Source organism: Paenibacillus caseinilyticus, assembly GCF_027533645.1.
Taxonomy (GTDB): Bacteria; Bacillota; Bacilli; order Paenibacillales; family NBRC-103111; genus Paenibacillus_G; species Paenibacillus_G caseinilyticus.
Map to the genome: position 1 here is coordinate 54,311 of NZ_JAQAGY010000032.1, position 18,113 is coordinate 72,423.

Sequence of the window (18,113 nt, forward strand, 5' to 3'; positions counted from 1 at the left end):
TTTAACAGGAGGTCAATTCCATGTTTAAGAAGTTCACAACACTCGGTCTGTCTCTCGTACTTACGGCGGGTCTTGCAGCCGGCTGCGGTCAAAAAACAGAGAATACAACGCCCGCAACCCCTGCTCCAGCGGATAAGAAAGAAGCTCCCGCTGCCAACGGTTATGCTCCGAAAGAATTGAAGGTACAGTTCGTGCCGTCCCAGAACGCCGAAACACTGGAAGCCAAAGCGAAGCCGCTCGAGAAGCTCCTTGGGGACAAGCTCGGCATCCCGGTGAAGGTATCCGTCTCCACGAACTATAATACGGTGATCGAAGCCATGGCTTCCAAGCAGGTGGACGTAGGCTTCCTGCCTCCGACTTCCTATGTCATGGCTCATGACGAGCGCAAAGCGGCGGATCTGCTGCTCCAGGCTCAGCGCTTCGGCATCGAAGACGCAACAGGCGCCGAGACCAAAGACCTCGTCGACTTCTATAAGGCGATGATTATCGTCAAGGCCGATTCGCCGATCAAGGAACTGAAGGACCTCAAAGGCAAGAAAGTCGCTTGGCAGGCCGTAACTTCCTCCGCCGGATATGTATGGCCGGCCAACGAGCTCAAGAAAGCCGGCGTCGACCCGGAGAAAGACGTAACAAGCATCGAAGTGAAAGGCCATGACAAAGGCGTGCTCGCCGTCGTTAACGGCCAAGTCGATGCGGCTGCAATCTTCCAGGATGCCCGTAACACCGTCAAGAAAGATATGCCGGACATCTTCGAGAAGACCCGGGTGCTCACCTTCACTTCCGCCATTCCTAACGACACGATCACCGTGCGTACGGATATGTCCAACGAGTGGAGAGAGAAGATCGCTCAAGCGTTCATCGAGATCGGCAAAGATCCTGCAAGCCAGCAGATCATCTATGACGTCTACTCCCACCGCGGTTATGTAAAGTCTGACGACAAGAAGTTCGATGTCGTACGCGAATACAACAAGCTGATCAGCGGCAAATAAACCGGCTGCCCCATCAATGGGATAATCCGGCACATCCCCAAAAGCACTGCGCCCCAGCGCAGTGCTTTTTTCATTGCTATCCTTAGGTTACTCTGCTTATTTCTCAAATTCCAATACCAGCTCATCATCCTGCACATAAGCATTCACCTGCTTGATCGGCTGCAGAATCTGCCGGCACAGCTTGCCGATACAGAGCTTGCCCGGGTTCATCCGGTGCATGGTAATACGCCTTCCCGCCTTCAGCATCGTCTCCCCGCCGAAGTCCCCGCCTACCACATGAGCCGTGATCGTATCCTGCGCATCGAGCTGACTCCCCCGGCAGACGGCATCCCGGCCGAAGAACGTGATGCTGCCCTTGGAGTACAGGCTGCTCTGCAGCACGCCCTCCTTGCGGATGAGGATGTCGCCAGTCGCCTTCGCCTCGGACAGATAGCACTGGCCGACGTCGATGTCCGCCCCGATCTCCTGCATGCGCTCCACCATATCGTACGTCTCGCGGACAATATTCTGGATCGCATAGATCAAGTTGAACGAATCCAAGGCCAGGATTCGCCTGGGATCGGTCAGCAGCGTAATTTGGTCGCGAAGCTCATTCATTTCCTTGCTCGCCAAGCGCTGGATACTCTTGACGCAGGCCAGCGTATCCGCTGCAGTCTTCGGAATTTCTTTGAACTTACTCTCGATCAGCGTCATCAGAACCTGCCCGATCCGCACGATCTGGCCTTTGGACTCGATGACACTCATGAGCAGCTGACTGGCTTGAATCAGATGGGCCAGCACTTCATTCAACGCTTTACAGTTAATATAGAGGCGGTTGAACAGGACCCCGTAATACCCGGAATAGAAATGGCTTTTGACGATGTTGCCGGTCGCCTGGATGCTGCCTGTAGCCGTCACCGTCGCCTGATAAGCATTGCCGAAGATATAGACGTTCCCGAGAGACTCGATCATCATGCCTTCTTTGACGCTGCCGTGGACGATCACGTCCCCGGAGAATGCAATATTCCCGGTTTTGAGATCGACATCCCCGTTCACGACATAGGCCGTCGCGATATCGAAATACCGGACGGGATGCGTACCTGTCACCCTGGGCCGCCCGTCCTTCATCGCATAGACTTCTCCGTCTCCCCGGATCTCCACGTTCTCTTTGGCAATGACCGTGATATCTGTGGGAGGTACGGGCTCGATCACCTCGCCGTATACCGTATAGCCGATGACGCCGGGAACCATAGGGAACTTCCTGGCGATCAGGTCGCCGCCTTTGACCGAGGGAATATGCAGGTGATTGCGGTAGTCCACCGCCTTGTTGCGGTCCTGCTCATCGATGCTGCTCTGCACCTCTTGCGAGAAATACAGCTCCAGACGCGCATCCTGGCTCGGCTCGGGCCGGACTCCTTTGGCTACGATGCGCCGTTCATGCGTCGGATTCGCCAGCTCCTGGAAGATGACGGAGCTCCGGATATTCTTCACGATCGCCATGCTCTGGAGCGTCTTCATGACTTCAGAGAGATTCACCGTCTCGAGTACGACATTCTTGTCCTCCACCGCCTCGATAACCAGATGGGCGTCTGCCTGCCGGTCCAAGAGGTTCCATCCATGCCTTACCTTAGACAGGAGCTGGAAGTAGGCCTCCAGCTTGTTCTCCGCTACTTCAATCCGGTACAGAGGTTCGCGGGCAATCTGCCATTCCAGCTTATCCCCCGCTCCCACACGGGTCTTCCCCTCCACAAGCTGACCATTCTTAAACAGCTGGACGGGGGGAAGGGCTTCCACGACCGGATAAGCTCCGCCTTTTATCTCCCTCACCAGGATCTGGTTATTCTCCACGGAGACGGCAGCCCCTTCGCCGGACGGGGCGGAATCGCCTGCAGCCCGCACTTCTGCCTTCTCCAGAGCCGTCTCCTCGAGATCCATGTTCTTGATCAGTCCCAGCAGCTCATCATCGCTGATGTGATTATTCATCTGCACTCCTCCGTAGGCCGAAATCCGCAGGATAGGTGGCCTTGACTCCAAGGCGGCTCCGGCAGGCACTCCGGCCTGGTCTTCTTATCCATTAGTATCGGTTCCCGGGAGACAAATCATAACTCGCATTTTGGATGTCGCCTTCGCTTCGCCGGCCTCTGCCTCTTTGGCCCGGCGGTGTATGAGGCGCAGCAGCCATACTGCAAAAAGCCCGCCCTCCCGGATCTTGGGAGAGCAGGCTTGCCTGCATGGGGCCGATGGGCTCTATACGAGCTTCTTGCGGATCGACGACGAGATGATGTCGATGACCGTAACCATGACGATGATGCCGAGCAGGATCACACCGACGCGGTCCCATGCTCTCGCTTCCAGCGCAAGAATCAGCGGGGCGCCGATCCCGCCGGCCCCGATCAGCCCCAGAATGGACGCGGAGCGGATGTTGATCTCGAAGCGGTACAGCGCGAAGGAGAAGAAGTGCGGCAGCACCTGCGGAATGACCGCGAACCACAGCACCTGCAGACGGTTCGCGCCGCAGGCCGTCAGCGCTTCGGTCGGCCCGAGGTCCAGGTTCTCGATCGCCTCGGAATACAGCTTGCCGAGCATCCCGATCGAGTGCAGCCCGAGCGCGAGCACCCCGGCATAGGCCCCGGGACCGACCGCTTTGATGAAGATAATCGCCATGATGATCTCCGGGAAGGTACGGATGAAGCTCAGCATGAACTTCCCGCTGCCGGATACCCAGCCGTGGCGGCTCATGTTCACTGCCGCCCAGAAGGCGAACGGCACGCACAAGATCGCCGAGATGAAGGTACCGATGATGGAGATCGCCAGCGTATCGAGCAGCCCGCGGAGCAAGTCCTCGCCTTCAGGAATATACACATAGCTCCAGTCGGGGCTGAATAATCCTTTGAGGATCGTCACGAAATCCCGTCCTGCGTTCTCGGTTAGCCCCCCGAACTCGATACCGAGGAAGGACCAAATATAAATCGCCAGAACGACCAAGGCTACCAGCCAATACCGGATACGGAAAGAAGAAGTCTTGGATGTCTCCGTTCTCATAACAATCTCTCCCTCACCTTCGTGCTGACGTAGTCGATCACGAGAACGATCGCCAGCGTTAACAGAATGATCAGCGAGGCGCGGTCATAACGGAACTGCTGCAGCGTCCGGTCGAGGAACAGACCGATCCCCCCGGCACCTACGAGCCCGAGCACCGCGGCGGCGCGGACATTGACCTCGAAGGTATACAGGAAATACGCCATATACTGTGCCGCCACCTGCGGCAGCACGCCGAAGTGGATCCACTGCAGCTTGTTCGCACCGACCGCTGTCATGGCTTCGAGGGGACCTGGATCGACCGCTTCAATCGACTCATACGTCAGCTTCGTAATAAGGCCGAAGGAGAAGAACGCGAGAGCCAGTACGCCCGGTGCCGCGCCGATCCCGAAGATCGCTACGAAGAGACCTGCGAAGAGAAGCTCCGGAATGGTCCGGATCAGGTTCAAGATCATCCGCGCCGGCTGGTAGATCCAAGGCGAGCGCGTGACGTTGCCTGCGGCCAGCAGAGCGACGGGAATCGCGAAGATCCCGCCGACCGTCGTGCCGATGACGGCCATCTGGACCGTCTCCATCATCGGCGCCCAGACGACGTCGATATAGCTCCAGTCCGGGGGAACCATCTCGACGAGCAGCTTGCCCATCTCGGGCATGCCCGTGATCAGCGTCGACAGGCTGGAGTCCGTCATATCCGCGCTCCACCACAAGAGTACGATAAGCAGCAGCGTCGTCATATAAGACTTCGTGCGCGGCGGCTTCTTCAGGATGTCCTTGCGTTCGGTGGGCGTCATCTACGCATCCACCCCCAGCAGCTCGTCCTTCTTGATCGCGCGTCCGTAGATCTCCGAGAACTTCTCGTCGGTCGCTTCGGATACGGGACCGTCGAAGACCACCTCGCCGGCACGCAGCCCGATGATACGGGTGGCATATTCCCGGGCCAGATCGATGAAGTGAAGGTTGACTACCGTCGTGATGCCGAGCTCCTGATTGATGCGTTTCAGGTCGTCCATGACTTGTCTGGTCGTCAGGGGATCCAGGGAAGCGACCGGCTCGTCCGCGAGGATGATCTTCGCTTCCTGCGCGAGGGCCCGGGCGATGGACACGCGCTGCTGCTGGCCGCCGGAGAGCTCATCCGCCCGGGCATAGGCCTTCTCGCGGATGTTGACGCGCTCGAGCGCTTTCAGAGAGAGCTCCACGTCTTCCTTCGGGAACAGGCCGAGAAGCGTGCGCAGCGTCGAATGGTAGCCCACCCGGCCCGAGAGGACGTTGCGGAGCACGGACACCCGCTTGACCAGGTTGAAGCTCTGGAAGATCATCCCGATATCGCGGCGCAGCCGGCGCAGTTCGAGCCCTTTGGCCCCCGTAATCGAACGGCCGTCGATCAGAATTTGACCGTCGGTGATTTCGTGAAGGCGGTTTATGGAACGGAGCAGCGTGGACTTACCTGCTCCCGACAGCCCGACGATGACGATGAACTCGCCTTTTTTGATCGTCAGGTTAATGTTCTTGAGACCTGCCGTACCGTTGGGATAGACCTTCGATACATTCTGGAATTCAATCATAAGCTACCCGTTAGCCCCTTTAAGCAAAATTTAGCTGACCTTCATCGTATTCGACATAAACCGAGGTATTCCTTTTTCCCATGAGACCCTTTTACGAAACCTTAAATTTCCAACTTGTATTCATCCGGGGTCTATAGACCTAGTCGAGCGATATATACCAGACGACGAACTGGGCGCCGGGCCACAGCAGCAGATGCGCCAGCAGCGTACCGGCCAGGCGGGAGATCATCAGCAGACCGAACATCCGCTGCATCTCGGCCTCAGACGTCTTCCCGCCCATGACGCGGTCAGTCAACAACGCTACCCGGGGATCGACGAACAGCGTCAGCAGGATCGTGGCGACCCCATTGATGATGCCGGAAGAGCCTACTGCCTCCGTCGCCGATTGGGGAACCAAGAAGGCCGCGTACATGGCCGAGAGCACGCCCACCGTATAGATGCCCGTAATCAACGTGTTGAGCAGAAGGAGCCGCTTCGGAATACCGCCGATACGCAGCCGGGAGAGCATCTGCAATCTCGGCAGACGGGCATAGTGCCTAACCATCTTCAGCTTATCTACGGAGACCGATTCGCGCATAAGCGCAGGGATCGAACCTACCGCCTCCAGGCGGGCTACCAGCCTCATGGAGAGGAAGGCCAGCGTTGGGAAGAGCAGGATAGAGGCCAGTGTCCCAAGAGCCGCGCCTCCGAGAATCAGGTGCAGCTGCATGCCGAGATCGGCGCCCTGGCCCGCCTTCGCCTCATCCACCAACGCCCCGACGTACTTGGATTGGAATAAATTCGATGTCCGGGCCACGAGCAGCACCATGCCGGTCAGCGACAGAGCTACAGCCAGCTTCCGGCTGCGGATGCCGGCCAGCCGGATCGCATAGGAGCTGGTCTCCGCCGCATGAATGACGAGCGTCAGGAGACAGATGAGAAGCAGCCCCGTGCTCATGGACCTGCCGCTCCGCCGCGCTGCCGTTTGGCCTGCAGGAGCATCGCCAAGTACTTGACCAGAGAGGGCACTCGGCCCGAGCACCTCCCAGCTTTCAGAAGGAATGTACCATGTATCGCCACCAGATTCATCTCCTTTTCCTGAATGGGAAGCAGGGTACCGTAAGGGGTTGAAGCGGGATTAATGAGCTCCATCGGGCTTCCTTCACAGACCCGGATCCAGACCATGAACGTGCATTCCCTACGCTCTCCCCCGGCAACCCGACAAGATAACCGGCTTCGCCGTCCTTTATGGTCGATGCGCGTTTATTTAGATATATAAGATGACAGGGTCGAGCCCTAGCGAGCTTATATATTAACAAAAAACGTGACCCGCTCCCAAAGGAATGGAGTCACGTTGGTTATCGATACTGCAGCCTGCCGACGCGCTGTTGTCAGCTTCCCGCCACATCGCGCTTCGTGAATACGCCCCAGGATATACCGTAGAATACCAGCCAGTACAGCACCAGCATGATAAGGGAGAATCCGAGCGTCATTCCTTCCATCAGCGGCGCTCCCCCTCCTTCGAAATATGGCGAGAGATTCGTATTCGCGAACAAGAGATATTTCGCCCATGTGTATCTCAGACTGACAAGAACCACCATGGCCGTTCCGGAGGTGAACATCAGGAAGATCGACAGCCCGATCGCAAGCGAAGAACTGCGGAACACGCTCGAGATCATGAAGGCCAGCGTCGCCGTCATCAGAATATCGACTGCTTTGAGCCCGTAGCCCCGCATCAGGACAGGCAGACTGTTGTCCGGGGCAACCGCACCGCCCATGCCGAACAGAATCAGTCCGGTGAAGTACGATACGATGAAGAGCAGGAGCAGCATCGTAAGCAGGAAGAGCAGGACCGAGAGGTACTTGGAGAACAGGATTTTGCCCCGCGAAGCCGGACGGATCAGGAGCAGCTTCACGGTACCCCACGAAAATTCGGAAGCCACGATATCCCCCGCTATGATAACCGTGCATATGGTAATGAACGAAGCCAGCATCTGGGCGGAACTCATGAACTCCAGCGCATGGCTCATCGGCATGACCGTTTCGAGCTTATACTTCATGAGGATGCCCATGGCCAGCACCAGGAACACCAGAAGACCAAGCATAATCCATGTGCGGGTGCGTGAGTATATTTTCATCTGTTCATTGCGTACAAGCGAAAGCAGGCTAGACAATCCGATTCCCCCTTGTCACCTCGAGGAATTGATCCTCCAGCGTTTTGCTTTGGATGCGGATGCCATAGACGCGGATGCCCGCTCCGACCAGTCTTGCATTCAGGGCGGCGACGCTCTCCCTGCGGTCCGGCAGCCGAACCTCCAGCTCCGACGGCGTACCTGCCGCCTCCCATTCTCCGGCGAGCAGTTCCCTGGCTTTGTCCGCGTCATCCACTTCGAAGTGGACCGCCACGCCGTCCGCTTCGCCCGGCGTCTCCCGGAACGAGCGCACGTCGAGCAGACGCCCGTTCTGGATGATCGCCACCCGGTCGCACATCAGCTCCATCTCCGAGAGAAGGTGACTCGAGACGATCACCGCGATATTCTCCTCCCGCGCCAGCTGACGCAGATAGTCCCTGAGCTCTCGGATCCCCTCGGGATCGAGCCCATTGGTCGGTTCGTCCAGCACGAGCACCGAAGGCCGGTGCAGGATGGCCTGCGCCACACCGAGACGCTGCCGCATGCCGAGCGAATAGGTCTTCACCTTATCCCCGATCCGGCTCTCCAGGCGCACCAGCTCCACCGCTTCCTGAATCCGCTGCTCGGTGACCCCCGGCATCATTCTCCCAAAGTGCACGAGATTCTGATATCCCGTCATGAACCCGTAGAATTCGGGATTCTCCACGATCGCGCCCACCTGGACCATCGCCGCCTCGAACTCTCCCGTTACGCTCTTTCCGCCGATGCGCACCTCGCCGCTTGTCATTGAAATCAATCCGACCATCATCCGGATGGTCGTCGTTTTGCCTGCACCGTTGGGTCCGAGAAATCCGAATACTTCACCGGGACGCACGTTGAAGGTCAGCCCATCCACGATCGTCTTGCCCCCGATCTGCTTCGTTACGCCCCGGAGCTCCACCACATTCGTTTCCATTATCGCTCCTCCATTAAGTAAGCCAGCAGTACAACGCCAAAAGGTATCGTAACCCTTCCTAAACAGGAAAAGTATACCATACCTTAGGAGGAGGTCCAAACGGATCCTTCCGTTCTTCAAGCTTCCTCTTGATCTTCATAATACTTCGAAAGCGAAACGATCATGCTCCCCATCCGCTCTTCCTCCGGCGCCACGACACGGTCGATCCCCTCGTCCCGCAGTGCCTCGGCCGTCACTTTGCCTACCGCCACGGCTACGGCACGATGCCGGAACGCTTCCAACAAGCGGTCTGCCAATCCCTGCTCCCGCGCATAAGCCATCAGGAAGCGGACCTGCGGCGTCGAGGTGAATGTGACGGCATCGATCTCGCCTGCCAGAATCTCGCCGAGCAGCGTGTCGACGACCGTCAAGTCAGGCGGCACATGCCGGTACGGCAGAATGCCGTAGTGTTGAGCCCCCTGGCCGGCAAGCCATTCGACCAGCCTCGGCGCATGATCCCCGTACAGCTGAAGGGCAACCTTGCGGCCCTTGAGATCGAGAGAACGCTCCTGCAGTGCACGGAGAATGCCGTCCGTCGTGCCGTCATCCGCCTTCACCGTCGGCTCAATCCCTAGTTCCTTCAGATACTTCACGGTCTTATAACCCCGGACTGCTACAGGAATCGTCCGCAGCTTCTCCAGGAAGTCCTCCCTCAGCCCTATGCTCTCGGCTACCTCCAGCAGCATCCCTGTGCCTTGGGACGTCGTGAGCACGATCCAGTCGGTCCCTTCACGGACCAGCTTGCGGATCTCTTCTTCGGTCCCCTCCCTCTCCATCGCTACGGACCCCTGAGCCGGTCTGACCACCGGAATACCGCCGAGCTTTTCTACGATAATGCTGAGTTCAGCCGCCTTCCGCGGCCCCGTCAGTGCGATACGTTTGCCTTCCAACCTGCGCATGGTTTCGCCCCTTTCCTTCTGTTTCACCGGACACCTTCTCTATCATTTCATTACAGAAGCAAGAGAGATGGAATCCCGCCTCCAAGTAACATGTAATGTATCCTGACATAACGAATTAGTTGTACTATAACCCACAGAAGGGCATTTTTCAATACATTCTTGCTTATCTTATTCATCAAATTCTCTTATTCCTAAAAGAAACGCGAACATTAGATGAAATTATTATGGATTCTGTTCGCATTTACCTATCAATCCCCTCTGCGGCTCCCCCGATGGATCTCTGCATCCTTACCGCGGACAGCCCTCCACGCTGCCACATGTAGGTTTAGTTTCCGTAAGATGTGGCAAGTCTAGTACTATCAACTCGCTTACAAGCCAGTAATGCTAGAGGAGGAACGCTGAGCCATGAACCCTGCATCACCTTACAAGCTGACACGCCGCCTGCTACTGGCCGGCAGCACCCTTGCTTTGCTTTTGCTGCCTGTCCATGCAGCCTATGCCATTCCCTTATCCCATGACGGTTCCGCCGATATAACCTGCTATATGGCCCCTTACGACTGCGGGGCAGACTCGTCCCCCTCCCCTTCGGGAAGCAGCGGAGAACTGCCCGAGGCCATCCGCTACGAAGTCCGTACCGGCGATACGCTCTATCGTATCGCCCGCTCCTTCGGCATTGGCGTCTCGGATCTGTATGCCGCCAATGCCCTCTCCGACTCGCAGCGGCTGAAAGTCGGACAAGTGCTCGACATCCCGCCGCTCGGCGCCTCGCTTCGGCTTCCCGAAGGGGAAGGTGTCGTGAGCCAGGTGCTCACTTCCACGCTCACCGCATATACCTCGGGAGCGGAATCTACAGGCAAATCGCCAGGCAATCCGGCTTACGGCATTACATACAGCGGCAGCCGGGCCGAGGAGGGACGTACGGTCGCCGTCGATCCCGAGCTCATTCCGATCGGCTCTACCGTCTTCATCGACGGCATCGGCCTGCGCAAGGCCGAGGATACCGGCTCCGCGATTCAAGGGGCCCGGATCGATATTTACATGCAGGATGTGCAGCAGGCCCGGCAGTTCGGCGTGAAGAAGAATGTCAAAGTGTATGTACTCTCCGGGGATGCCGTCTAACAGAGCCCCATGTCTGCGGCAGCTCCACACAAGAAACAGGCCAAATAACGGCGGATACGATGGAGCCTCCGATGAGGTCAGTTTCCGCCATATTTGGCCTGCAGTGCTTTGACGTTGTCCATCAGTTCCTGACCGAACAGCCTTTCGAACCTGTCATACAAAGGCTCCAGCGCTTCGATCCATTCTCTGCGTTCCTCCGGCGTCTGATGGTGGATCTGCAGCCCCGCGCACTTCTCCAGCTCCAGAAGCTTGCTCTCGTTCATCTGCTGCGCGTTCTGGTTCGCCCACTGCGTCGCAGCCTCCATGGCGTCCCGGATCAGGTCCTGCTCCCGCGGCCGAAGCCGGCTCCAGAACGCTTCGTTCATGAGCACGGCATAGTTCAAACATCCGTGCGAGGTCAGCGTCATATGCTTCTGGACTTCGCAGAATTTCTTCGAGTGAATGTTGGACACAGTATTCTCGCCGCCGTCGACGATTCCCGTCTCGAGCGCTTAGTAGGTGTTATTGAACGGAATGGGGAGCACGGAGACGCCCAACAAGCCGAATTGCTCCTCGATCACCCGTCCCGGTAGCACCCGGAACCGCTGTCCGGCCATATCCTGCGGATGCAGGATCGGTCCCCGATTCGAGGTCATATGCTTGAATCCGTTCCTCCAATAGGCTAGAGCGGTTCTTTAGTATACAGCAATCCATTCCTCGGTACAGCCTCTCCCCTCTCATGAACTCACTCTCTTCCGGTTACACTAATGACAAGATCTGCCGAAGCGAAGCCAAGGGAGGAACGGTGAACATGCTGCGAAAAGAACACATCCCCCGCCTTCTGATCTGTCTGACGGCCAGCACCTGTCTGCTTGCCGGATGCGGCAAGGCGCAGGAACAGCAAGGCGGTGCCAAGGCACAGAGCGCACCACAAGAGTCCAAGCCCCCCATCGACACCGAGCTGCAGCAGCATATGAAGATGTACCAGGAACTCAAAAAGCAGGAGAACGAGCAGGCCGTGAAACGCCGCGAAGCCGAAAAGAAAACGCTGGAAAAGCTCCAAAAGGAAAGAGAGAAAACCATGCTGAGGGAGCTGCAGTATGAGGATAAAGTCCTCAAAGGCGGCAACCCGTGGAAAACCCAGAACAAAAAGGATAGCCAGAAGGAAGAAGGGAAGGAAGAGGACGGGAAAAAGAAAGAAAAAGGCGAAGAAAAGGGCGAGGAAGGCGGATCCGGACAGAGCAGCGAGAATCAAGGCGGCGGTTCCGGTTCCTAAGGAGGGGCCCGGGCCGTCACGAAGCTCATTGGCAACGGGGTAGCTACCGCGGTCGTCTCGAAGATGGAGGGCGAGTTCACCCCCCACATGACCGAGATCCATTCCTCGCCCAAGCAGTACAGCGCCTAACGCACAGCAGCCTCTTGCCATGTTGAGGCGGGAGCTGACTTGGTTTTACACTGCCATTCATCCTATCGCCTCACCTTGGGTTGAAAAGACAAATAAAAGCCCCGTAGGGCAGGTCCTGTAACTGCCTGCTCTATGGGGCTGTTATTCTATTCGTCATTACCCTTGTACTGTTGGGACACGCTGCCCATTACCGGCTGAGCACACCCTGCGTATCGCAGCACGTGCTGCTCTCCGCCGGAGCGGCCGCCTGGAGGATCACCACGCCGTGGGGAGGCAGTTCCACTGGACCGGCCGCTTTCTCTCCGGACAAAACATCGACCGCTTCCAGTGCAGCGGCATCCACCGCCTGCGGCGTGCCGTTGTGATTCAGCAGGAAGTAGTAGTCCTTGCCGTCTTTACGGCGGCGGGAGACTTCCACACCGTCCGGCGTGACCAGCAGCGGCTCAATGCCCTTATCACGGCAGAGCTGCTGGAGCAGGCCCTGCAGGAAACTCGGCTCTGGACTGGAAGCCAAGTACCAGGCCTGCCCCTGACCGAATCGGTTCGCTGTTACCACCGGCATTCCCTTGTAGAAGTCCTCGCCATACTCGGCAATCACCTCCGCGCCTTCACTGTGGATCAGGTCGCACAGCATCTCGCAGGCATACTCCCCTTGAAGCTCACCAAGCTCCTGCTTCATCACGATCCGGTTCTGCTTGCCGGGCAGCAGCGCATCGATCTCTTCCGCCCAGATGCCGAGCACCTTGCGCAGCTCGCCTGGGTACCCGCCCAGCGTGACGATGTCGTTCTCATTGACAATGCCGCTGAAGAACGTGGTCAGGAACGTACCGCCGCCTTGCACGAAGTCTTCCACCTTTTGGGCATAGCCGGCCTTCACCATGTACAGCACCGGTGCGATCACCACATCGTAACCACTGAGATCCGTATCCGTGCCTATCATATCTACCTGGATGTTGGCCCGGTACAGCGCATCGTAATACTTGTGCACTTCATCTACATACTTCAGTGCTACCGTCGGGCCGCTGGAGAATTCGACTGCCCACCAGTTCTCCCAGTCAAATACGATCGCTACGCGCGACGGCACCCGCGAATCAAGAAGGGTGTCTCCGAGCTGCTGCAGTTCCGCCCCTAGCTCAGCGCACTCGCGGAATACCCGCGTGTTCTCGTGCCCGGCGTGCTCGATCACGGCACCGTGGTACTTCTCGCAGGCGCCTACGGAGCGGCGCAGCTGGAAGAACATGACGGTATCCGCACCGCGGGCCACCGCCTGGTAGCTCCACAGCCTCATTACGCCCGGACGCTTCAAGGAGTTATACGGCTGCCAGTTCTGCTGGCTTGGCGTCTGTTCCATAAGCATGAACGGCATGCCGTCCTTGATGCCGCGCATGAGATCGTGCGTCATCGCCGTGCGGCTGAACGGCGTGTCCGCGGCAGGGTAGTTATCCCAGGAAACGATGTCCATGTGCTTCGCCCATTTGAAGTAATCGAGCGGCTTGAAGGTGCCCATCAGGTTCGTCGTGACCATTACGTCAGGCGTATGCTTTTTGAGCTCCTCATGCTCTTCTTTGTAGCATTCAAGCAGGCTGTCGGAGTTGAAGCGCGTATAATCAAGCGAAATCCCCTGGAAGTTCGTACTCGTGGCCGACCACTGCTCGCTGAGCTCGTTCGGAGGTACAATCTCCTCCCAATCGTAGAAGGTGTGACCCCAGAAGCGGGTGTTCCAGGCCTTGTTCAGCGCCTCGATCGATCCATAGCGTTCCTGCAGCCAGACCCTGAAGGCCGCCGCACAGTTGTCACAGTAACACTCCCCTCCGTATTCGTTCGATACGTGCCATACGAGCAGCGCCGGATGGTCCTTGTACCGCTCGGCCAGCTTGCCTGCAAGCAGTCGTGCATACTTCCGGTAGGTCGGCGAGTTCGGGCAGGAGTTATGCCGTCCGCCGAACTTGCGCTTGCGCCCCTGGAAGTCCACCCGAAGCACGTCCGGATGACGGTGTGCCATCCAGGCCGGGTGCGCTCCGGTACTGGTCGCGAGGCAAGCATACAAGCCATTCTCATGGAGCTTATCCATAATCTCGTCGAGCAGCTCAAAGTTGTATTCGTTTTCACTTGGCTGCAGCAGGGCCCACGAGAACACATTCACTGTGGCTACGTCGATTCCCGCGAGCTGGAACATCCGCATATCCTCATCCCATATCGGTTTGTCCCATTGCTCTGGATTGTAGTCTCCTCCATAAAACATCTTAGGCAGCTTCTTATTAATCACAGGACATCTCTCCTTGTGTACGTTTGAATATAAGAATATATTCATAGTACTATAAGGAATGTAGTTCATATATATAATAATTGGTCAATTCATATAAGAATACGGAACTGAACCGAGGTGATTCCTATCGATAAAAAACACTGCATCCCCGCCCTCCCGGAGACCCCTCTGCCGCTGTATCTCGAAAGCGTGGGCCTCAATCCGGAGCAGGAGCGTTTCTCCCGGCCGCAGGGCTATCCCGTCTATCACTGGCTGCTTACGGTCCGCGGCGAAGGCGTGATTACCTTCGACGGCAGACAGGAGAGACTTCCGGTTCACACCGCGGTTCTGCTCCCGCCGCAGCTGCCGCATATCTATGGTGCAAGCTCTCCCGGCGAATGGTCCACGGCATACGTTACTTTTGACGGCGCACAGGCGGAAGGCATCCTTACCTCGCTTGGCCTTCCTTATCCCTCCATCTGGAGTTGGAATGAAGCAGGCATGAGAAGTGACATGCATGCCGAAACCCTGCTTCTTTTGGAAGCCGCGGAACGGCAGCCTCCCCTCTCCTTACTGGAGCTTTCCTGCGGAGTTTACCGGTTTCTTACCGCACTCAAACAGTATGGTATGCCGGGCCGGCTTCCCTCCCTCTCGGACGATCTGCGGGTATTGGAGCCTGTTACCCGCTGGCTGGACTCCCATTATGGCAATCCGAGCGTCGGTATGGCCGAGATCGCCTCCGTGCTGGGATACAGCCCCCGGCATCTTACCACTTTATTTCGGCGTGCCTACGGTACAACGCCTTATGCCTACCTGCTGTCCCTGCGTATCCGCAGAGCCAAAGAGCTTCTTGGAGGAGGGCCCGCCCCCTCCGTCACAGCCATTGCAGAACGTGTTGGCTTTCGGGATACCAGCCATTTTATTGCCACGTTCCGCCGCCTGTCCGGCATGACACCGGAGCAATACCGCAGCCTGCATTAGCATGTCTCGGGCAGGTTAGGCTAGTCATAGAGGGAGACAGGTTAATCAAGTTAGTCAGGCCAGCGTTTCCTGAGAGCCGGCAGAGAAGATAGACGGCTTCGCCGTCCTTTAAGGACGCTGCGCGTTTATAAAAACTATAAGATGACAGGATCGAGCCCTGTTGAGATGATGAGATATAAATTCTAATAGTTCAAAAAAAGCCGGGTCTCAGAGAGAACCGACTTGGGGAACCATATTTGTTTATTCGCTAACTACATCGTCAAAGACACACTCTTCCGGCTTTAACACCTTGGTTTTATGCTTGATCTTATAAGAGAGCCAGAAGATCAGGAAGATCGGAATCCCGATATAGGAAGCGATCATGTAGCCCCAATCCACTTTACCGCCGCTGAAAGCCCCCATGCTTTGTCCGATAATTACAATCGTACAGAGAATGCCGGCCAGTATCGGGCCGACTGGGAACCACTTCGCGCGGTACGGCAGATCGTCCAGGGACTTGCCTTGGGCGATATATGCCTTGCGGAACCTGTAGTGGCTAACAGCAATGCCGAGCCATGCAATAAAGCCTGTCATCCCGGAAGCGCTGAGAAGCCAAGTATACACTACCCCTTCCCCGAAAAAAGAAGAGAGGAATGCCAGCATACCGAGCGCCGCTGTGGCAATCAAAGCCGGGATGGGAACACCATGACGATTCAGACGGCCGAACCAGGCAGGCGCCTTCCCCTCTTTGGCCAACTGCCAGAGCATTCGAGTAGAAGCATACATGCCCGAGTTACCTGCAGAAAGCACTGAGGTAAGAATGACCGCGTTCATTACCGAAGCGGCAATACTTAGACCCGCCTTCTCAAAAATCAATGTGAACGGACTCATCACTACGCTATCGTCAGCCAGGCTCTCATTGGTATAAGGAATAAGCAGACCAATCACGGCGATGGCGAGCAGATAGAAGAGAAGGATCCGCCAGAAAACCGTACGGATAGCGCGCGGCACGTTCTTGCGGGGATTCTCGCTTTCCCCTGCGGCGATACCGACAAGCTCCGTCCCCTGGAAAGAAAACCCGGCAGCCATGAAGACGCCAAGCACAGCCAAGAAGCCGCCCGGGAAGGGACCTTCCCCGACATACAAATTGCTGAATCCGATCGGTTCATTCGTCCAGATCCCGAAGATCATCAGAATGCCCACACCGATGAACACCACTACGGTGACAATCTTAATCATCGCAAACCAGTACTCCGATTCTCCATACCCTTTAACCGCCAACAAGTTAAGGCCAATCATCAGAGCCAAAAACAAGGCGCTCCAAGGAAGGGAAGGCGTGTCCGGAAGCCAAAACTTTATAAGCAGGCTGGCTGCCGAAAGCTCGGCCGCAATCGTAATAGCCCAGTTATACCAATAATTCCAACCGAGGGCAAACCCCACGGAGGGATCCACAAAACGCGAAGCGTACGTACTGAAGGAGCCGGACACCGGCATATAAGTGGCCATCTCTCCAAGCGAGGTTACTAGAAAATAAACCATGATCCCAATAGTTAAATACGCCAAAAATGCTCCGCCGGCACCTGCCGAATGAATCGCTCCGCCACTGGCCAAAAAGAGACCGGTACCGATGGAGCCGCCGAGCGAAATCATGGTCATGTGCCGCGCTTTAAGACCGCGCTGCAATTTGTCATTGCTCATCTTCTGTACTCCTTCTAGATGTAATGATTGCGAGGTACATGGATCTTATTTTCGCCCAAAAAAAGAAAAAAGCCGCACGGCTGCGGCTCTTCCCTTCCTTACTGCGAAGCGGATGATGGGAATCGAACCCACGCTACCAGCTTGGGAAGCTGGAGTTCTGCCATTGAACTACATCCGCATAATAATGGTCGGGACGACACGATTTGAACATGCGACCCCCTGGTCCCAAACCAGGTGCTCTACCAAGCTGAGCTACGTCCCGATAAATATAACTCTTTTATTCCTTACCACTCTCGTACATCAGGAAACATTGGCCCCTAATAGAAAGCGCTTCCGGCGGCTATGTAAAAATAAAAGAATACGTTCCCTGAGAGATTCGAACTCCCGACCTTTTGATTCGTAGTCAAACGCTCTATCCAGCTGAGCTAAGGGAACATATGAAAGAAAATGGAGCGGAAGACGGGAATCGAACCCGCGACCCTCGCCTTGGCAAGGCGATGCTCTACCGCTGAGCCACTTCCGCAGATATGGTGCGGTCGAGAGGACTCGAACCTCCACGGCTGTTACACCACTAGAACCTGAATCTAGCGCGTCTGCCAATTCCGCCACGACCGCATATGATGTTAGATGGTGCGGTTGAGAGGACTCGAACCTCCACGAGCTTACGCCCACTACCCCCTCAAGATAGCGTGTCTGCCATTCCACCACAACCGCATATAAAATTAAAAGTGAGCCATGTAGGACTCGAACCTACGACACCCTGATTAAAAGTCAGGTGCTCTACCAACTGAGCTAATGGCTCATAAAAAAAATGGTGGAGGCTGATGGATTCGAACCACCGAACTCGATGAGAGCAGATTTACAGTCTGCCGTGTTTAGCCACTTCACTAAGCCTCCGGGATTACAATGACAAGAAGTCATTTATGGTGGCTCGGGACGGAATCGAACCGCCGACACGAGGATTTTCAGTCCTCTGCTCTACCGACTGAGCTACCGAGCCATATATTAAACTCCGCTTGGCGACGTTCTACTCTCCCAGGACCCTGCGGTCCAAGTACCATCGACGCTGGAAGGCTTAACGTTCGTGTTCGGGATGGGTACGCGTGGTTCCCTTCCGCCATCATCACCAAACGG

Annotated in this window: 14 protein-coding genes, 9 tRNA genes, 1 rRNA gene and 1 pseudogene; 4 read left to right on the top strand and 21 right to left on the bottom strand. The window is 56.5% G+C overall.

Going from position 1 to position 18,113, the window contains the following annotated elements; all coding sequences use genetic code 11:
* Nucleotides 1–20 precede the first annotated feature (20 nt).
* Nucleotides 21–989, top strand: coding sequence for a phosphate/phosphite/phosphonate ABC transporter substrate-binding protein (locus tag O9H32_RS29930; protein WP_269869775.1), 969 nt, complete (start codon nucleotides 21–23; stop codon nucleotides 987–989).
* A gap of 96 nt (nucleotides 990–1,085) precedes the next feature.
* On the opposite strand, the gene O9H32_RS29935 is transcribed toward O9H32_RS29930, so the two are convergent.
* The 8 genes from O9H32_RS29935 to O9H32_RS29970 form a co-directional block, all read right to left on the bottom strand.
* Entirely contained in the window at nucleotides 1,086–2,951 is a 1,866-nt protein-coding gene (locus O9H32_RS29935) for a FapA family protein (RefSeq protein ID WP_269869776.1), read from the bottom strand.
* 264 nt (nucleotides 2,952–3,215) lie between these two features.
* On the bottom strand, nucleotides 3,216–4,010 hold the full coding sequence (gene phnE / locus O9H32_RS29940) for a phosphonate ABC transporter, permease protein PhnE (protein ID WP_269869777.1): 795 nt from the start codon (nucleotides 4,008–4,010) through the stop codon (nucleotides 3,216–3,218).
* Nucleotides 4,007–4,798: a phosphonate ABC transporter, permease protein PhnE gene (gene phnE / locus O9H32_RS29945; RefSeq protein WP_269869778.1), complete on the bottom strand. Its 792-nt coding sequence runs from the start codon at nucleotides 4,796–4,798 to the stop codon at nucleotides 4,007–4,009. Before phnE (O9H32_RS29945) ends, phnE (O9H32_RS29940) begins: the two co-directional genes overlap by 4 nt.
* Entirely contained in the window at nucleotides 4,799–5,569 is a 771-nt protein-coding gene (gene phnC / locus O9H32_RS29950) for a phosphonate ABC transporter ATP-binding protein (protein WP_269869779.1), read from the bottom strand.
* Nucleotides 5,570–5,708: 139 nt separating this feature from the next.
* Nucleotides 5,709–6,506 carry a lipid II flippase Amj family protein gene (locus O9H32_RS29955; RefSeq protein ID WP_269869780.1) on the bottom strand — a complete coding sequence of 266 codons (798 nt, stop codon included), beginning with the start codon at nucleotides 6,504–6,506 and terminating at the stop codon, nucleotides 5,709–5,711.
* 433 nt (nucleotides 6,507–6,939) lie between these two features.
* Complete coding sequence (locus tag O9H32_RS29960) at nucleotides 6,940–7,722, bottom strand: ABC transporter permease (protein ID WP_269869781.1); 783 nt, start codon at nucleotides 7,720–7,722, stop codon at nucleotides 6,940–6,942.
* Entirely contained in the window at nucleotides 7,715–8,635 is a 921-nt protein-coding gene (locus tag O9H32_RS29965) for an ABC transporter ATP-binding protein (RefSeq protein ID WP_269869782.1), read from the bottom strand. The genes O9H32_RS29960 and O9H32_RS29965 overlap by 8 nt, the downstream gene beginning before the upstream one ends.
* A 116-nt stretch (nucleotides 8,636–8,751) precedes the next feature.
* Nucleotides 8,752–9,573, bottom strand: a complete 822-nt coding sequence (locus O9H32_RS29970) for a uroporphyrinogen-III synthase (RefSeq protein WP_269869783.1) — start codon at nucleotides 9,571–9,573, stop codon at nucleotides 8,752–8,754.
* Nucleotides 9,574–9,978: 405 nt separating this feature from the next.
* Between O9H32_RS29970 and O9H32_RS29975 the strand changes: the two genes are divergently transcribed.
* Nucleotides 9,979–10,692 (top strand): 3D domain-containing protein, encoded by a 714-nt coding sequence (locus O9H32_RS29975; protein WP_269869784.1) that lies wholly within the window; start codon nucleotides 9,979–9,981, stop codon nucleotides 10,690–10,692.
* A 77-nt stretch (nucleotides 10,693–10,769) separates the two neighbouring features.
* On the opposite strand, the pseudogene dctP reads toward O9H32_RS29975, so the two are convergent.
* Nucleotides 10,770–11,327, bottom strand: a pseudogene (gene dctP / locus O9H32_RS29980) (TRAP transporter substrate-binding protein DctP).
* Between the two features lie 155 nt (nucleotides 11,328–11,482).
* On the opposite strand from dctP, the gene O9H32_RS29985 reads away from it, so the two are divergent.
* Nucleotides 11,483–11,947 carry a hypothetical protein gene (locus O9H32_RS29985; RefSeq protein ID WP_269869785.1) on the top strand — a complete coding sequence of 155 codons (465 nt, stop codon included), beginning with the start codon at nucleotides 11,483–11,485 and terminating at the stop codon, nucleotides 11,945–11,947.
* Between the two features lie 316 nt (nucleotides 11,948–12,263).
* Here O9H32_RS29985 and O9H32_RS29990 read toward each other — a convergent pair whose 3' ends face one another.
* The gene (locus O9H32_RS29990; RefSeq protein WP_269869786.1) at nucleotides 12,264–14,342 is read right to left on the bottom strand and encodes a beta-galactosidase; all 2,079 of its coding nucleotides are present in this window, start codon (nucleotides 14,340–14,342) and stop codon (nucleotides 12,264–12,266) included.
* Nucleotides 14,343–14,459: 117 nt separating this feature from the next.
* On the opposite strand from O9H32_RS29990, the gene O9H32_RS29995 reads away from it, so the two are divergent.
* A complete protein-coding gene (locus O9H32_RS29995; protein ID WP_269869787.1) occupies nucleotides 14,460–15,302 on the top strand; it encodes a helix-turn-helix transcriptional regulator in 843 nt (280 codons plus the stop codon).
* Nucleotides 15,303–15,542: 240 nt separating this feature from the next.
* On the opposite strand, the gene O9H32_RS30000 is transcribed toward O9H32_RS29995, so the two are convergent.
* The 11 genes from O9H32_RS30000 to rrf form a co-directional block, all read right to left on the bottom strand.
* A complete protein-coding gene (locus tag O9H32_RS30000; protein WP_269869788.1) occupies nucleotides 15,543–16,979 on the bottom strand; it encodes an amino acid permease in 1,437 nt (478 codons plus the stop codon).
* A gap of 107 nt (nucleotides 16,980–17,086) precedes the next feature.
* Nucleotides 17,087–17,157: transfer RNA gene (locus O9H32_RS30005), tRNA-Gly, on the bottom strand.
* A 7-nt stretch (nucleotides 17,158–17,164) separates the two neighbouring features.
* Nucleotides 17,165–17,241: transfer RNA gene (locus tag O9H32_RS30010), tRNA-Pro, on the bottom strand.
* Between the two features lie 99 nt (nucleotides 17,242–17,340).
* A tRNA-Arg gene (locus O9H32_RS30015) sits at nucleotides 17,341–17,414 on the bottom strand.
* Between the two features lie 13 nt (nucleotides 17,415–17,427).
* Nucleotides 17,428–17,502, bottom strand: a tRNA-Gly gene (locus tag O9H32_RS30020).
* A gap of 5 nt (nucleotides 17,503–17,507) precedes the next feature.
* A tRNA-Leu gene (locus tag O9H32_RS30025) sits at nucleotides 17,508–17,594 on the bottom strand.
* Between the two features lie 13 nt (nucleotides 17,595–17,607).
* Nucleotides 17,608–17,693, bottom strand: a tRNA-Leu gene (locus O9H32_RS30030).
* A gap of 15 nt (nucleotides 17,694–17,708) precedes the next feature.
* Nucleotides 17,709–17,781, bottom strand: a tRNA-Lys gene (locus O9H32_RS30035).
* Nucleotides 17,782–17,791: 10 nt separating this feature from the next.
* Nucleotides 17,792–17,876, bottom strand: a tRNA-Tyr gene (locus tag O9H32_RS30040).
* Between the two features lie 27 nt (nucleotides 17,877–17,903).
* Nucleotides 17,904–17,979 (bottom strand) — tRNA-Phe (locus tag O9H32_RS30045).
* 14 nt (nucleotides 17,980–17,993) lie between these two features.
* Nucleotides 17,994–18,110, bottom strand: a 5S ribosomal RNA gene (gene rrf, locus O9H32_RS30050).
* Between the last annotated feature and the right edge of the window lie 3 nt (nucleotides 18,111–18,113).

What these genes read in the sequence shown, in the direction of transcription:
- O9H32_RS29930 (WP_269869775.1), top strand. Translation starts at nt 21, where the DNA reads ATGTTTAAGAAGTTCACAACACTCGGTCTGTCTCTCGTACTTACGGCG.
- O9H32_RS29935 (WP_269869776.1), bottom strand. Translation starts at nt 2,951, where the DNA reads ATGAATAATCACATCAGCGATGATGAGCTGCTGGGACTGATCAAGAAC.
- phnE (WP_269869777.1), bottom strand. Translation starts at nt 4,010, where the DNA reads ATGAGAACGGAGACATCCAAGACTTCTTCTTTCCGTATCCGGTATTGG.
- phnE (WP_269869778.1), bottom strand. Translation starts at nt 4,798, where the DNA reads ATGACGCCCACCGAACGCAAGGACATCCTGAAGAAGCCGCCGCGCACG.
- phnC (WP_269869779.1), bottom strand. Translation starts at nt 5,569, where the DNA reads ATGATTGAATTCCAGAATGTATCGAAGGTCTATCCCAACGGTACGGCA.
- O9H32_RS29955 (WP_269869780.1), bottom strand. Translation starts at nt 6,506, where the DNA reads ATGAGCACGGGGCTGCTTCTCATCTGTCTCCTGACGCTCGTCATTCAT.
- O9H32_RS29965 (WP_269869782.1), bottom strand. Translation starts at nt 8,635, where the DNA reads ATGGAAACGAATGTGGTGGAGCTCCGGGGCGTAACGAAGCAGATCGGG.
- O9H32_RS29970 (WP_269869783.1), bottom strand. Translation starts at nt 9,573, where the DNA reads ATGCGCAGGTTGGAAGGCAAACGTATCGCACTGACGGGGCCGCGGAAG.
- O9H32_RS29975 (WP_269869784.1), top strand. Translation starts at nt 9,979, where the DNA reads ATGAACCCTGCATCACCTTACAAGCTGACACGCCGCCTGCTACTGGCC.
- O9H32_RS29985 (WP_269869785.1), top strand. Translation starts at nt 11,483, where the DNA reads ATGCTGCGAAAAGAACACATCCCCCGCCTTCTGATCTGTCTGACGGCC.
- O9H32_RS30000 (WP_269869788.1), bottom strand. Translation starts at nt 16,979, where the DNA reads ATGAGCAATGACAAATTGCAGCGCGGTCTTAAAGCGCGGCACATGACC.